12 protein-coding genes are annotated in these 13,541 nt (G+C 43.7%); 6 read left to right on the top strand and 6 right to left on the bottom strand.

What is annotated here, in order from left to right; all coding sequences use genetic code 11:
- The 4 genes from JOC54_RS01650 (at nucleotide 1) to JOC54_RS01635 (ending at nucleotide 4,966) form a co-directional block, all read left to right on the top strand.
- On the top strand, nucleotides 1–1,701 hold the full coding sequence (locus tag JOC54_RS01650; RefSeq protein WP_204463952.1) for an adenine deaminase C-terminal domain-containing protein: 1,701 nt from the start codon (nucleotides 1–3) through the stop codon (nucleotides 1,699–1,701).
- 219 nt (nucleotides 1,702–1,920) lie between these two features.
- Nucleotides 1,921–3,207: an extracellular solute-binding protein gene (locus JOC54_RS01645; protein ID WP_204463950.1), complete on the top strand. Its 1,287-nt coding sequence runs from the start codon at nucleotides 1,921–1,923 to the stop codon at nucleotides 3,205–3,207.
- On the top strand, nucleotides 3,204–4,130 hold the full coding sequence (locus tag JOC54_RS01640) for a carbohydrate ABC transporter permease (RefSeq protein WP_204463948.1): 927 nt from the start codon (nucleotides 3,204–3,206) through the stop codon (nucleotides 4,128–4,130). The genes JOC54_RS01645 and JOC54_RS01640 overlap by 4 nt, the downstream gene beginning before the upstream one ends.
- A complete protein-coding gene (locus JOC54_RS01635) occupies nucleotides 4,127–4,966 on the top strand; it encodes a carbohydrate ABC transporter permease (RefSeq protein WP_054792428.1) in 840 nt (279 codons plus the stop codon). Before JOC54_RS01640 ends, JOC54_RS01635 begins: the two co-directional genes overlap by 4 nt.
- A gap of 61 nt (nucleotides 4,967–5,027) precedes the next feature.
- Here the strand turns inward: JOC54_RS01635 and JOC54_RS01630 are convergent, their stop codons facing one another.
- Genes JOC54_RS01630 through JOC54_RS01620 form a run of 3 tightly spaced genes read right to left on the bottom strand, consistent with a single transcriptional unit; the run spans nucleotide 5,028 to nucleotide 8,062 of the window.
- The gene (locus tag JOC54_RS01630) at nucleotides 5,028–5,858 is read right to left on the bottom strand and encodes a carbohydrate ABC transporter permease (RefSeq protein ID WP_204463946.1); all 831 of its coding nucleotides are present in this window, start codon (nucleotides 5,856–5,858) and stop codon (nucleotides 5,028–5,030) included.
- A 12-nt stretch (nucleotides 5,859–5,870) separates the two neighbouring features.
- On the bottom strand, nucleotides 5,871–6,800 hold the full coding sequence (locus JOC54_RS01625) for a carbohydrate ABC transporter permease (RefSeq protein WP_204463938.1): 930 nt from the start codon (nucleotides 6,798–6,800) through the stop codon (nucleotides 5,871–5,873).
- Complete coding sequence (locus JOC54_RS01620) at nucleotides 6,800–8,062, bottom strand: ABC transporter substrate-binding protein (RefSeq protein ID WP_204463936.1); 1,263 nt, start codon at nucleotides 8,060–8,062, stop codon at nucleotides 6,800–6,802. Before JOC54_RS01620 ends, JOC54_RS01625 begins: the two co-directional genes overlap by 1 nt.
- Before the next feature lie 482 nt (nucleotides 8,063–8,544).
- On the opposite strand from JOC54_RS01620, the gene JOC54_RS01615 reads away from it, so the two are divergent.
- On the top strand, nucleotides 8,545–9,351 hold the full coding sequence (locus JOC54_RS01615) for a DUF6414 family protein (protein WP_204463935.1): 807 nt from the start codon (nucleotides 8,545–8,547) through the stop codon (nucleotides 9,349–9,351).
- Nucleotides 9,352–10,488 carry an AAA family ATPase gene (locus JOC54_RS01610; protein ID WP_239586527.1) on the top strand — a complete coding sequence of 379 codons (1,137 nt, stop codon included), beginning with the start codon at nucleotides 9,352–9,354 and terminating at the stop codon, nucleotides 10,486–10,488.
- Between the two features lie 161 nt (nucleotides 10,489–10,649).
- On the opposite strand, the gene JOC54_RS01605 is transcribed toward JOC54_RS01610, so the two are convergent.
- Genes JOC54_RS01605 through JOC54_RS01595 form a run of 3 tightly spaced genes read right to left on the bottom strand, consistent with a single transcriptional unit; the run spans nucleotide 10,650 to nucleotide 13,520 of the window.
- Nucleotides 10,650–11,489 (bottom strand): sugar phosphate isomerase/epimerase family protein, encoded by an 840-nt coding sequence (locus tag JOC54_RS01605; protein WP_204463934.1) that lies wholly within the window; start codon nucleotides 11,487–11,489, stop codon nucleotides 10,650–10,652.
- Nucleotides 11,486–12,484 (bottom strand): Gfo/Idh/MocA family protein, encoded by a 999-nt coding sequence (locus JOC54_RS01600; protein ID WP_204463933.1) that lies wholly within the window; start codon nucleotides 12,482–12,484, stop codon nucleotides 11,486–11,488. The genes JOC54_RS01605 and JOC54_RS01600 overlap by 4 nt, the downstream gene beginning before the upstream one ends.
- A 19-nt stretch (nucleotides 12,485–12,503) precedes the next feature.
- Entirely contained in the window at nucleotides 12,504–13,520 is a 1,017-nt protein-coding gene (locus JOC54_RS01595; protein WP_204463932.1) for a Gfo/Idh/MocA family protein, read from the bottom strand.
- Nucleotides 13,521–13,541: the final 21 nt, after the last annotated feature.

Here is a 13,541-nt window from a genome sequence, read left to right as displayed (position 1 = left end):
ATGCAGGTTGAAACGCTTATTACAAATGCCCACGTTTATAATACCTACACAAAGCAGTTTCGTGCGGTCGATGTAGCTATTAATGAAGGACGCTTTGTTGGAATTGGTACAAAAGAAGAATTAGCAAAGATAACGGCAAAAGAAACGATTGATGCGGCTGGAAAGCAACTAATCCCTGGCTTAATCGACATTCATCTTCATATTGAAAGCTCGATGGTCACGCCAGAAACGTTTTCCTATGCCCTCTTACAAAATGGCGTTACGACCATTGTGCCAGAACCTCATGAGATGGCGAATGTTTTCGGAATTGAGGGCGTCCGAGCAATGATGTCTGCGAGTGACTTTTGCACCGTTGATATGATGTACGCGATTCCAAGCTCCGTTCCAGCCACTTCGCTTGAAACGACGGGTGGCGAAATTGGCATTAAAGAAATCGATGAGCTGATGGCGACTGAACAAATTCAGTGCCTTGGTGAGATTATGAATTATGTCGATGTCCTTCATGATCCAAATTCGAAAACTAATCAAATCCTGACCCACTTCCGCGAGAAGTACCCGAATACGCCGATAGAGGGCCATGTTCCGAAATTAACCGGTCTGGATCTCGATCAAATCATGCTAGCAGGCATTGGCTCTGACCATACACACCAGACGGTAGATGGGCTACGCGCTCGAATTGAAGCTGGGATGTTCGTGCAAATTCAAGAGAAATCAATGACGGATGAGGTCATGCAGTTCTTAATTCAAAACGACGTCAGCGAGCATTTTTGCTTTATCACCGATGACATTATGACCGACGTCTTGCTCGAAAAAGGACACTTAAACATCTTAGCGAAAAAAGCCGTTGCCGCTGGCATGCGCTATGAAGACGTCATTTATGCTTGTACCGCTACTCCAGCAAAACGAATGAACATGAGTGACCGGGGGGCAATCACCGTCGGAAAGATCGCTGACTTCTCTATCATTGAGGAAGATCAGTCGTTCACCTTCCATGCTGTTTATAAAAATGGTGTCTCTGTGTTTGAGCGAGAGACGGATTACGTGCAACAAGTACGACCTGACCAATTTCCAGCACACTTTTACAAGAGCGTTCACCTGCCGCTCTTAAAAGCAGAAGACTTTATTATTCAAACCGAGCAAGCGCAAACCGTTCGCGTCATGAACGTTGCCGATGGCTCAACCTTTACGAAAGAAACACACGTCACGCTCCCAAGTATTGAAGGCGAACTAAACTGGCAAGGTTCTGACTGCCGTCTTATTGCCACATTCGAACGCCACAAGCAAACCGGCAACCGCGCTCATGGGCTCATTTCTGGCGACATCATCACGAGCGGCGCCATCGCAACAACGTATTCTCATGATAATCATAACCTCCTTGTGATCGGGACAAATGTAGCAGATATGGTCAAAGCAGCTAATCAAGTGATTGAGTCCAATGGCGGATTCTGCGTTGTTGAAAACGAAGACGTGAAAGCTTTCCTAGCCCTTCCTGTCGGCGGTATCCTTTCCGAAGCGCCGCTTGCAGAAGTTGGACAAGACGTCAAACAGCTTGTACAAGCAATGAACGACTTAGGCTATCAGCATTACAACCCAATTATGTCGGTTTCCACCCTTTCCCTTCCCGTTAGTCCAGCTTTAAAGATTACCGATCACGGGTTAGTTGATGTGAATAAAGGAAAGCTTGTGCCGCTGTTTGTGTAAGTTCAGTTTAAAACCCGTTTAATACGGGTTTTTTATTTTTTTCAACGGTTGTTTAGTTGATTTCTTGCTAACTTCATACCCTTCATCGCTTTTTTCGACATTTTTATCTAATAAATGAGAAAATATGATTTTATTTGACATCAGTTCATGTAATCGGTACCATTGCGATAAGTTACGCTGCTCACAGGAAATAAATTACAAAATGAAGGAGGAGTTCACGTGTTCCAGAAGAAATATGGGTACTTGCTAGCAGGCAGCATCGTTCTGCTCTTTAGTGGTTGTTCCACAGCTTCAGACGAAAACACACTGACGTGGGTTACCGGGTCAGATTCTTCTCCTGACGCTCCTGACGAAGAAATGAGTGCTTATGTGCAAGACAATATTAGCGACGTTGAAAATGAATACGGTTTCACCATGCAACATAGTATTCATACGTCAAATATTGATGAAGCCATGGCGCGCTTACAAGAACAAGCTACCCGAGGGCAGGCTCCTGATTTTGCCTTAATCGATGGGTATGCGATTGAACGATTTGAAGAACACTTACAGCCCTTAGACGAATTAATGGCAGAGTTTGATATGGACATTGAGGACTTTCTTCCTTTTGCTCAAGACGTCATGATTGGAGATGACGGTCATGTCTACGGGCTTTATTTAAGCACCGATATTCGCTATATTTTTTACGACACTCGCTTTGTACCTGAACCACCAACAAACTGGGAAGAAGCAATGGCTATTTCTGAAGACCTTGTTGAGCAAGGGTATGAAGGATTAACGCTTCCGCTTGGAGTTGGTGAAGGAACATCGGTAACGAGTTTATGGCCATTGTACTGGGGGCTTGGTGGTGAGCTGATTGACGACGAAGGCAATCCCGCATTTTATAATGAGGCAAACCGCGAGAAGATGCTCGACGTCTTCACTGCGATTCATGAGGGTGTAGAGCGTGGTGCCATTTCCAAACGGATGTCTACAAACGGAGCGGAGAATGACGGCAATGCCGAAATCTCAACTGGTTTAGTAAAAATGCTTTATCCAGGAAGTTGGCAAATTAATACGTTCCAAGATATTTTAGGCGATGATTTTCAATACTGGGATGTCGCTTCTCTGCCAATGCTTGATGGTGGTGAGCAAACGACAACCGTTGGTGGTTGGGCCTTTGGTATCTTTACCAATGATCCTGAAAAACAACAAGCCGCATTTGATTTCTTACAGCGAACGTATGTCGGCGAATCAGGAATGGCTCGATTTACAACCCGTGATGGATCAATGCCTGTTCGCTCATCAGTATACGAATCATCAGAGTATGAGCCGATCCCTTTTATTGATGAATTTGTCGAAATCTTAGAAGAAGAAGGGCGACCAAGACCGCCTGAGTTGTCGTATAACACCATTTCGGTTCAACTACAAACAGCGATCTCTCAAGTCGTTTCTGGCAGTAAAACACCAGAAGAAGCTCTTGAAGATGCATGGGAAATTGTCACGTTTGGATTGGAGGGAATTGAATGAAGCTTGAAACAGAAAAGCCTCTATCAACTAAGTCGAACATGAAGCGACGGTTTTCTGATTCGCCATATCCGTGGCTCATTCCCCTTACGCTGTTACTAGCGGCGATTTTTCTCTACCCCGTCATTGAAATCGTTCGTATGAGCTTTACCGATATGAGCTTAGTTGACCCTGAATTTGAGTACACACTTGAATCCTATATTCGTTTATTCACGCTACCAGGATTTTTCTCGATGCTCGGTACAACAGGATTCTTTGTTTTTTTCAGCGTTACTTTACAGCTGCTTTTCGGTTTCATTGTCGCCTTGCTCATTGTTCGTGGTGAAGAATTGAAATTACGTGGCACGGTTATCGTGCGAACATCAGTCCTTGTTGCTTGGGCCATTCCCGGTGTTGTGATCGGGATCATTTTTGAAATGCTCTATACGGAGACTCAAGCAGGAATTTTAAACTACTTCTTATCAACCGTTGGTCTCGGACCGATCACCTTCTTATCTGATCCAACGATGGCGCTGCTATCCGTTACGCTCGCAAACGTCTGGCGTGGAACCGCGTTTAGCATGATTTTAATGTACGCAGGTTTGCAAACGGTTTCTAAAGATGTGTTGGAAGCGGCTAAGATTGACGGCGCAGGTCCGTTTCAACGTTTGAAAAATGTCATCATCCCTGCAATCGCGCCCATCGTTCTTGTTAATCTGATCATCATTTCCATTGATACGTTCAACACGTTTGACATGGTGATGGCACTTACTCAAGGTGGTCCGGGTAATAGTACGGAAGTGATTGCCTTAAGCATCTACACGTCGATTTTCCAGGAATTTAATTTAGGCGTAGGTGCAGCGACATCTGTTGTTCTCTTAACCATCAACATTGGTATGACGCTCATTTATTTACGAGTCTTAGGAAAACGAGGTGATGAAGCATGACGCCACAAAACAAAGACCGATTGCTTAAAGCAGGACTTTATGCTGCTTATTTCTTTATCATTGTCGTATTCTTATTTCCATTGTTCTGGGTCGGTTCCATCTCCTTAAAAACACAAACAGAATTATTTGCAGTCCCACCTTCCATCCTGCCGAGCTGGCAGTTTGAAAACTACTGGCAGGTTCTCCAGACTACGCCTGTTCTGACCTATTTGTGGAATTCATTTCGGTTAGTCATTTTAACCGTCATCTTCACGCTAGTTATCGCTCTACCAGCCGCATTTGCGCTGTCCCGCTTTAAAATGCGTGGAAAAAGCGGATTCCTTCTTGTCGTCTTGATGACGCAAATGATCTCGGCCGTCGTTATAGCCATTCCGCTGTATCGACTGTTTGCAAGCTGGGATTTGCTCAATAATTTCTTGATCATACTCGCAATCTACGTTGCGGTCGTTCTTCCACTTGCTACCTGGTTTATGAAAAACTATTTTGACACACTACCTGAACAAATGGACGAAGCAGCGATTATAGACGGCTGTACAAAGTGGCAGCTACTAACCAAAATTTTAATCCCAGTAGCACGACCCGGGATCATTTCCGTTGTTATTCTCGTGTCTGTTCAGAGCTGGTCCCAGTTCGTCATTCCCTTTATTTTAATTGACGATGCCGCACTATACCCTGTCTCAGTTGGTGTTGTAAACTTGCAATCAACACAGGCTCAAATTACAACTCACTACTTAGCCGCAGGAAGCATTATGTCGATTGTTCCGGTCATCATTCTTTTCCTGCTCCTTCAGAAATACATTGTAGGGGCACTGACCTCAGGGGCGGTAAAAGGATAACTCAAAAAGCGAAGCGGCATGTAAACTGCCGTCTTCGCTTTTTTTCGTCTGATCAATCGCTCTACTCCTTCACCGCACCCTCCGCAACCCCGGCAATGAACTGCTTGCTGAAGATGACAAACAAGATGATTAGCGGGATGGTTGCCATCAGCGTTCCCGTCATAATAATCGCGTAATCCGTATCGTAGACGCCGTTTAACTGAGCGAGCATCACTTGTAGCGTATAGCGATTCGGTGAATTAATCGTTACGAGCGGCCATAGATAATCATTCCAGACGCCAATAAAGGTGAAGATGCCAAGAAACGTCAGCGCTGGTCGTAAGGAAGGCAGCGCGACATTCCAGTAAAGACGGAAGGTATTGCACCCATCAAGCCTGCCTGCTTCAAGCAGCTCATCAGGAACCGCATCTTGGCAAAATTGACGAATCCAGAAGATCCCAAATGCGCTTGCAAGCCCAGGAATGATGAGCGCCTTGTACGAGTCAACCCAGCCAAACTCAGCAATCAGCAGGAAAGACGGAACAAAGCTCATTTGCGACGGGATCATCATCGTCAGCAACAGCGCCGCAAACAGCAGGTTTTTTCCCGGAAACGTAAATTTGGCAAACGTAAAACCTGCCAGTGAACAGAAGAACAACACACCAATGACATTGACCGATGAAACGAAAAGCGTATTGAAAAACGCCTGATAAAAATCAATTGATCCAAGCACATTCGTGACATTCGCAAACAGCTCACTGCCGAAAGTCAGCTTCGGAGGAAAGCGGAGAATATCACTCGTTGTATTTGTCGCCATGACGATGAGCCAATAAAACGGAAAAACCGAAATGATTACGCCAATAAGCAAAACAAAATGGGTCATTAGCTTTGTAAACAACGTATCCGATGACATCAAATCTCCTCCTTATGCTTTTTGAACTAACTTCCAGTTAATGAGGGAAAACACAGCAATAATGACAAACATCGCCCACGAAACCGCTGAAGCATAACCAAACTGGCTGTTTAAAAAGCCTTCATTGTACATATAAAGCGTCATCGTCATCCCGCTCCCGCCAACACCACCGGAATTGCCGAGCAAGATTTGCGGTTCGGTAAAAATTTGCATCGAACCAATCGTCGTCATAATGACCGTAAACAAAATAATCGGCCGCAGTAGCGGAACGGTAATCCGAAAAAAGATTTGTGCCCGCGTTGCTCCGTCAATAATAGCCGCTTCATAAAGCGTTTTCGGAATGCTCTGCAAGCCAGCTAAATAAATGATCGCGTTGTAGCCTACAAAGCGCCAGACGACCATTGAGGCAATGACGACTTTAATCAAGAAGCTCGAATTCATCCACTCAAGCGGTGCAATACCGATGAGCGAGAACAAATAATTCATTAAGCCGTATTGATTGCTGAAGATCGTTTCAAAGATAATCGCCACAGCAACGATTGACGTCACATTCGTTACAAAAAACATCGTTTGATAGGCACTTCTGCCTTTAAGTGACGGTAAATTTAATAGAAACGCAATGACGAGGGCAAAGAAAAGCATCGGGATACTTGAAAGAAACCAAATCGCAAACGTATTGCCAACCGCTTGCCAAAAACCCGAATCGCCAAGCAAATACTGAAATTGCGAGAGGCCAACAAAGGTCATCTCGCCAAGCCCCGTCCAGCTATGGAACGACAGATAAAGCGAATAAACAATTGGAAAAATCCCGAACACCGCAAAGAGAATAAAGAAAGGAGAGATAAACAAGTAAAGCGTCCGCTTCTTCCACATTTCCTGCCAGACCGACTTTTTTACATGCGACGGCTGGAATTCGACTTCAGACTGTGGTTGCTGCTTCATCACTGCTCTCCTCCTTCGGGAACAAGTCGTGACAGTTCACGCTCTGCCTGCTTTTGTGCATCTTGCCACGCCTGATCAGGATTTTTATTCGTGCGATCAATCAGCATCATCTCATCATTAAAGATGCTGTTGATGGTGCTGTAAAACTCCCCATAAAAAGTAGGCGGAATGTTTTGCGCCGACTCCACAAACACATCAGCAACAACCTGGTCTTGATAAAACGGATCGGGTTCACGTAACGTCTCGGATTCGAGCGTTGCAATCGCTGAAGGAAACAAGTTGACATCTAAGTAGTGATCGAGCTGTGCCTCTGGTGAGACGAGCCACTTTGTAATCTCCACCGCTTCGTCCTTATGCTCAGAACTGTTTAACACGCTAATAAACGATCCACCGTTATTGCCATCTCCACCCGGCGCTCTAGTTACACGCCACTTGCCCGCTGTATCCGGAGCGGCATCTTGCAAAATTTGCGACTCCCAAACCGCGCCAACTCTTGAAGCAACATCACCGCCGTTTAACGCCGCATTCACTTCCTGCCCCTCCGATAAACGAGCAGATAAACCCGCTTCATGAATCTGAACCGATGTATCCCAGGCATATTGAATCGCTTCGCCGTCGCCAATGTACGTACCGTCCTCCGCGAAATATTTGTCGGCTTGCTGGGAAATGATTTGCAAGTACGGTTTTGTGATTGACTCAAACATATACACACCGGTTTTTTCCTTTAACGTTTTGCCCGCTTCAATATAGTCCTCCCACGTCTGCAAGAGCTCATGCACCTCATCTGGCTCCGTCGGCAAGCCGGCCTCGGCAAACAGATCCGCGCGGTAATAAAGTGCAGTCGGTCCCGTATCAATTGGCAAGGCAATTAATGCGCCCGTATCGGGATCTTGCACAGCCTGCCATTTCCAATCGAGGTATTCATCCTCTACCTCTCCCGCTCCATAATCAAGAAAATTAACAAACTCTTCAGTATACGCCACATACTCGTAGGCCCAATCATTCATTGCTACGATGTCGGGGCCACGACCAGCAATTAAAGCCGTGTGCAGCTTCGTTTTGTACTCACCGCCGCCAATCTTCTGGGCGACAATCTCCACATCCGGAAAAGCATCTCTCGCTTTCTGGATCACATCGTCACTTAAACTACGATTCCAATACCACAGCGTAACCACTGGCTTTGAGCTGCTAGATTCCGGAATCCATTGACAGCCAGATAATAGGAACATCGCTACACTTGCAGACACTAACAGACGTTTCATCACAGAACCTCCCCCGATTGAGTTGGTAACGAACTATAATAGAAAGCGCTTACAATAATTATTTTTATTAGTATATGCAAGGTCATGGTCTGCATGCCTTGAATCTAGTAAGTGAGGGTATCTTTAATAAACTTGTCCCCCACAAAGATGAAGCTCTGTACGACCACCTTTGTTAACTTCAAAGCATGTCATGCGTCTCAAATTAATCTGCCTTTCTCACATTAATTAACAATATAATTTAAAATTATACCTTCTAAAAATAATTTCATTACCACTACATACTAAAACTCTAATCAGTTTAGTTCTAAGATATCGTGAATTCTTAACAATTGTCGTTTTTAGAACATAATTCCTTTATAATTAGTTTAAGGTTTTCTATGATAAGCTGTAGCAGTCTTCCCTTTTAACTAAAAGCAGAGTAAGGAATAAATCAAATCAGTTTGAAATATAAAACCTAATTTACCTAACTAAAGGAGACTATAATGGCTAGATCTTTAAAGAAAGTTGTATATTTTGATGAAACTTCTGCCATGGATTTACTTCAAATAGAAAAGAAAGGAAGCTTTAAGAAAACAGTAGAACTGATAACTAATGCAGGTGGTACGGTAAAAGGTAATTCAGAAGTAACTACTGAAGTAGGAAAACAAGGTGCTATGAAACTATTATTTGAAAAGGCAATTGGAGCTTCAGGTACATTTCATGCGGGACTTGGTACTAATGGTTCTTTTCAGGGGGAGAGGATAGCGAAAACAATTCTCGAGAATTCATTACTCTATGATTTTCTTGATACAGTGGAGTTCAGAAAGAAAAATCCTCTAATAGATATTTCAGATAACTATAAACTTTCTATTGAAAATGATTCAATGACATACTATGCCATGATAGCTCCAATAACAGAAATGATGGAAGGAAATCACCAAATTGATGATACTAGTGACATTACGATGACAATATCAAAAATGAATTCTGTTATTAGAAATTCAAAGGGTTATTTTGACCTTGTAGGAGAAAATAAGACTGATAAAAGAGTTTACAGGTTTAATATTGAATCTTTTAAAAATAATTATCGGATTCAAGATTTAAGAAAAATGAATCTTACACTTTATTCCATTCATGTAGGGGAAACAACAATAGCTGATCTTAAATTTGAAACAGAATTTGAAATTAACGAAGAAAAAACTGAATTACAGTTTCAGGGATTTGGTAATAAACAAAATACTAAAGTTCCAGATAAAGAAAATGAAAAGAAAATACCTGTATATGATGTACTTTTGGCAGGAGTGAAATAGATGGATAGAGTTGTTTTATTTAAAGGAGCTAAAAAAGACTTCAGGGATCTTCTTTATACGGAGGGTATTGAAGATGATGATTACACACCCTTTATGGAACTCATCAGACAATATAACGTTACTGTTCGAGCAAACGATACCTCCGCATCAAGAGATGTTGGAGAGTTTGATAAAAACCCTATTAAAAATGCAATCATTTACGCAGATGATTTCGCTTCTGTTACAAGTCACGTCATTACGAACTTTACAAATATTGTTATATTAGGTCACAATATTGAAAATTTATATATTCAAAACCCTCCTAAAAGGGTTGAGTATTCAGTAAGAGTTGAGTTTGATGACCTTATTGAAGAGAAATATTCAGATTATTTTAACCCGAAATCATGCGATATTTTAGCTCTCTATAATAACCTATTAGATGAGACAGTTATAGGACAGATTGACGCTAAAAAGAAGACTTGTGTCAGTCTCTACAAGAAAGCTAGTTTAGGAGCAAACTCTCCAGCAGTATTAATGTTTTATGGGCCTTCTGGAGTAGGTAAAACTGAATTAGCCAAGAAAATTAGTGAATTTTATAAAGGGAAATTAACAAGAATACAATTCTCTATGATGCAAACAGAAGAAGCATATAAATACATTTTTGGAGATGAACATGGTAAACCATCACTAGCAAGAGATCTATTGGCAAGGGAATCAAACATTATATTGATTGATGAATTCGATAAAGTGAATCCAGGCCTTTACAATGTTTTTTATCAAATGTTTGATGAAGGGGAATTCGAGGACATTAATTACCATATAGATGTATCTAACACCATTTTTATCCTTACAACTAATTTTCAAAACGAGAAACAGGTTGCAGAAAAATTAGGGTTACCTATATATTCAAGAATAGATTCTAAAATAAAATTCACTGCATTAACAACAAGTGAGTTGAAGATTGTTATTAAAAATCAATTCCAACAAGTAATAAATAAGCTTTCAGAGGAGGATAAAAAGATTGTTGAAGACTTTAATTTAGAGAATAAATATTTAGAATCTGTTAATGTTTTTAAAAACGTTAGATTGTTAGATAAATTTATTGAAAACGATATTTATACATTGATTTTTGATTATAAACTGAACAAAATAGAATAAATGCTGTTGGATCCCTTTTCATGGTATCAAATACTCAATTCCTCCAGAGTTAATGCAAACGTATGTTTTTATTTAAAATAAAAATTAAAAGCCGAAGCGCAACAAACAACAAACACCCCTACTGCCAAAGCAGCTAAGGGGCGCCTCCTAACTTCAAAAAATTAATTCTCAACCGCCGTCTTCAAGCCAAGCAATACATCCATCTGCCTCGCCGTATCATAGGCCAGCGCCGCAGGATCATGAGCATATGGCGTTAGTTCTGCCGTCAGCTCACCTGAGTAACCAATCTTATCAAGCGCGCTGATCACGCTTTGCCAGTTCACGTCACCGGCTAAGAGATTCGTAAATCCGGTAATGTTTCCTACGCTTGTTTTAAAGTCTTTGACATGCACTTTTAAGATTCGTTCTCCTAATAGCGCAATCCACTGTTCAGGGAAGCCGAACTGCAGGACGTTCCCGACATCGAAGTAGGCTCCGACTTGCGCCGAACCAATCTCATCAATGTATGCCTTCATTTCGAGCGGCGAGAGTAGGAAGCGGTTCCAGACGTTCTCCACTCCGATCGTAACGTCTAGCTGTTCGGCGTATGAGGCAAGCTCTATTAAAGCCGCTTTGCTTCTTTCGTAGCATTGTTCGTAGGAAACGTCCGCCGTGACAATTCCAGGGACAACAAGAACGGTGCTTGCGTCTAATTCGTGCGCCAGCTCAAGCATCTTACGGACAACTTGCTTGCCCTCGTTCTGTACATCTGGATCAGCAGCTGATAGGGGCGTTTCCCACAGTAGGGCGGTTGAGAGACTATCAATCTCTAGACCGGCTTCTTTGATCTGTCTGCCGATTTCCTGTGCGTCTTCTCTTGATGTCTCGAGCGTCAGCCCGACATCGCCCGGTTTTCCTAGATTTAATTCAATCGCAGAAAAGCCTGCTTCACTTGTCCACTTCAGCACGTCTTCGAGCGGTGCGCCTGCTGGATAACACCATTGATTGATTCCTTTTTTCATGGGGACACCCGTTCTTTCCGATCACCGCGCAAGGCAATGACTTCGCCTTTTGCTGCTGAAGCATAGGCGCCGATCGCTACTTCTAACGCGCGCAGGCCATCGGTTCCGGTTACGGAAGGTGCCTGCTTCTCTCGGACGCTCTCAATAAAGTCACGAACGAGGCTGTCATCCATATTGTCGCCCCAGAAATGATAGTTGAGCCCACCGCTGTGGAATAAATCAAGCTTCTGGGCTTGCGCATCGACTTTTAACGTCCCTTTTGTACCGATGAATTCGAGCGTCACGTCGCCCCATGTTGGAAAATTGGCGTTGCGGGACCAGCTACAGTCCAACGTCGCAAATACTCCATTCTCAAACGTGAATGATAAAATGCCTGCATCATCAATGTCTTTTGCTGAAAAGTGCTGATCAATTTCCGCATAGACATCCTGCACTTCTTCTTTCAACACCCAGCGCATGATGTCTACAACATGAACGGTATGGTCAATCACGGCGCCTCCGCCCGCAAGCTGTTTATCATTAAACCAGCCACCCGGGTTCTTGCCTCTGTTCGTTCCTTTGACAGCGATGATTTCGCCAAACTCGCCATCGTCAATCCGCGCTTTAGCTCGTTTAATCGCTTCGTTAAAGCGCACTGGGAAAGCCGTTTGCAGGAGCACACCAGCTGCTTCACAAGCAGCAATGATTTCCTCTGCATCGGCTACCGTATGGGCAAGTGGTTTTTCACAGAGCACCGCTGCACCTGCGCGCGCCGCGGCAATCGCATGTTCTTTATGACGGGCGTTTTCAGACGTGATCACAACCGCATCTAGTCCTTGGTCAAGCAGAGCTTGATAAGATTGATAGTACGTCGTTTTGTATTGCGCAGCTGCTTCGTTTCCTCGTTTTTCCTCTTCATCGGCAATTCCAACTATTTCAACTCCATCAATCGTGACTAAGCTCGATGCATACGCATGGGCATGACCATGGGCAAAGCTAATGATTCCTACTCTCATCGTCTTCTCCTCCTTCAAATTATAATTCAACGGTCTGTGACTCGATCGCTACTGGTCTGTTTTCTTCGGCTGATTGCAGGGCGGCCATCGCCATTTCCACTGCTTTATAAGCATCATCTGCCGTGACGATTGGCTCTGCACCATTTTTTATACAGTCAATAAAGTGCGCTAACTCCAAAGCATACGGCGAATGTTTAAGCGGGCTTTCCGGTACCGCCACGCCCGGCTTGCCGTCCGTACTCGCTTTTTCAGCGACAAGCGCCTGGTTTTTCTGGCTATCGTACTGAATAATGCCGTCACGCCCAGCAATTTCAAACGATGTGCGGAAGCCTTCATGGGCCCAAGTTCCTTCGAGATGAGCAATGACGCCGTTTTTAAAGCGAATCGTAACGAGCGCATAATCTTTACGCTGCTCGTTCACGCCGGACACACCAGCCATATTTTTCGCATAGACTCGTTCCGCGTCGCCGAAGCACCAGCGTAAGAAGTCGAAGTCATGAACCATTAGATCAAGCACGAGCCCGCCGCTTCGATCCGTATTCGCATACCAATCTTCCGTCGCGACTGGGTAAGAACCACCTCTTGTCGTTCGGACAACACCGACCGTGCCAATCGCTCCTTCATCAATCGCCTGCTTCGCTTTCTGATACTCTGGAAAAAAGCGGACAACGTGGCCTACGTAAAGACTCACTTCTTTTTGTTCACAGTAAGCAATCATCTCTTCTGCCGCTTTTAATGTGCGCGCGAGCGGTTTTTCGCAAATGATCGCAACATTTAAATCTGCCGCTTTTTTCACGTATTCAGGATGGAGATCGGTCGGCAAACAAATCGAAATTACGTCAAGCTCAGAACCTAGCTCCTCCACGGCTTGCTCAAAGGAAGTGAACGCCTGTGCACCATATTTTTCATGCGCCTTATTTGCCCGTTCCTCTCTAACATCAACAACAGCGCTTAGTTCCGCATCGTCCATTGCCGCAAAACTCGCAGCGTGGACGCCACCCATCGTACCTAATCCAACAACCATTACGCGTAACATAGCAACATCTCCTTCATATAA

The sequence above is a fragment of the Shouchella xiaoxiensis genome, assembly GCF_016907895.1.
In the GTDB taxonomy this organism is placed as follows: Bacteria; Bacillota; Bacilli; order Bacillales; family Bacillaceae_D; genus Shouchella; species Shouchella xiaoxiensis.
Note: the sequence above shows the minus strand (reverse complement) of the source record. Positions and strands in the feature narration are given on the sequence as shown.

What these genes read in the sequence shown, in the direction of transcription:
- JOC54_RS01650 (WP_204463952.1), top strand. Translation starts at nt 1, where the DNA reads ATGCAGGTTGAAACGCTTATTACAAATGCCCACGTTTATAATACCTAC.
- JOC54_RS01640 (WP_204463948.1), top strand. Translation starts at nt 3,204, where the DNA reads ATGAAGCTTGAAACAGAAAAGCCTCTATCAACTAAGTCGAACATGAAG.
- JOC54_RS01635 (WP_054792428.1), top strand. Translation starts at nt 4,127, where the DNA reads ATGACGCCACAAAACAAAGACCGATTGCTTAAAGCAGGACTTTATGCT.
- JOC54_RS01630 (WP_204463946.1), bottom strand. Translation starts at nt 5,858, where the DNA reads ATGTCATCGGATACGTTGTTTACAAAGCTAATGACCCATTTTGTTTTG.
- JOC54_RS01625 (WP_204463938.1), bottom strand. Translation starts at nt 6,800, where the DNA reads ATGAAGCAGCAACCACAGTCTGAAGTCGAATTCCAGCCGTCGCATGTA.
- JOC54_RS01620 (WP_204463936.1), bottom strand. Translation starts at nt 8,062, where the DNA reads ATGAAACGTCTGTTAGTGTCTGCAAGTGTAGCGATGTTCCTATTATCT.
- JOC54_RS01615 (WP_204463935.1), top strand. Translation starts at nt 8,545, where the DNA reads ATGGCTAGATCTTTAAAGAAAGTTGTATATTTTGATGAAACTTCTGCC.
- JOC54_RS01610 (WP_239586527.1), top strand. Translation starts at nt 9,352, where the DNA reads ATGGATAGAGTTGTTTTATTTAAAGGAGCTAAAAAAGACTTCAGGGAT.
- JOC54_RS01605 (WP_204463934.1), bottom strand. Translation starts at nt 11,489, where the DNA reads ATGAAAAAAGGAATCAATCAATGGTGTTATCCAGCAGGCGCACCGCTC.
- JOC54_RS01600 (WP_204463933.1), bottom strand. Translation starts at nt 12,484, where the DNA reads ATGAGAGTAGGAATCATTAGCTTTGCCCATGGTCATGCCCATGCGTAT.
- JOC54_RS01595 (WP_204463932.1), bottom strand. Translation starts at nt 13,520, where the DNA reads ATGTTACGCGTAATGGTTGTTGGATTAGGTACGATGGGTGGCGTCCAC.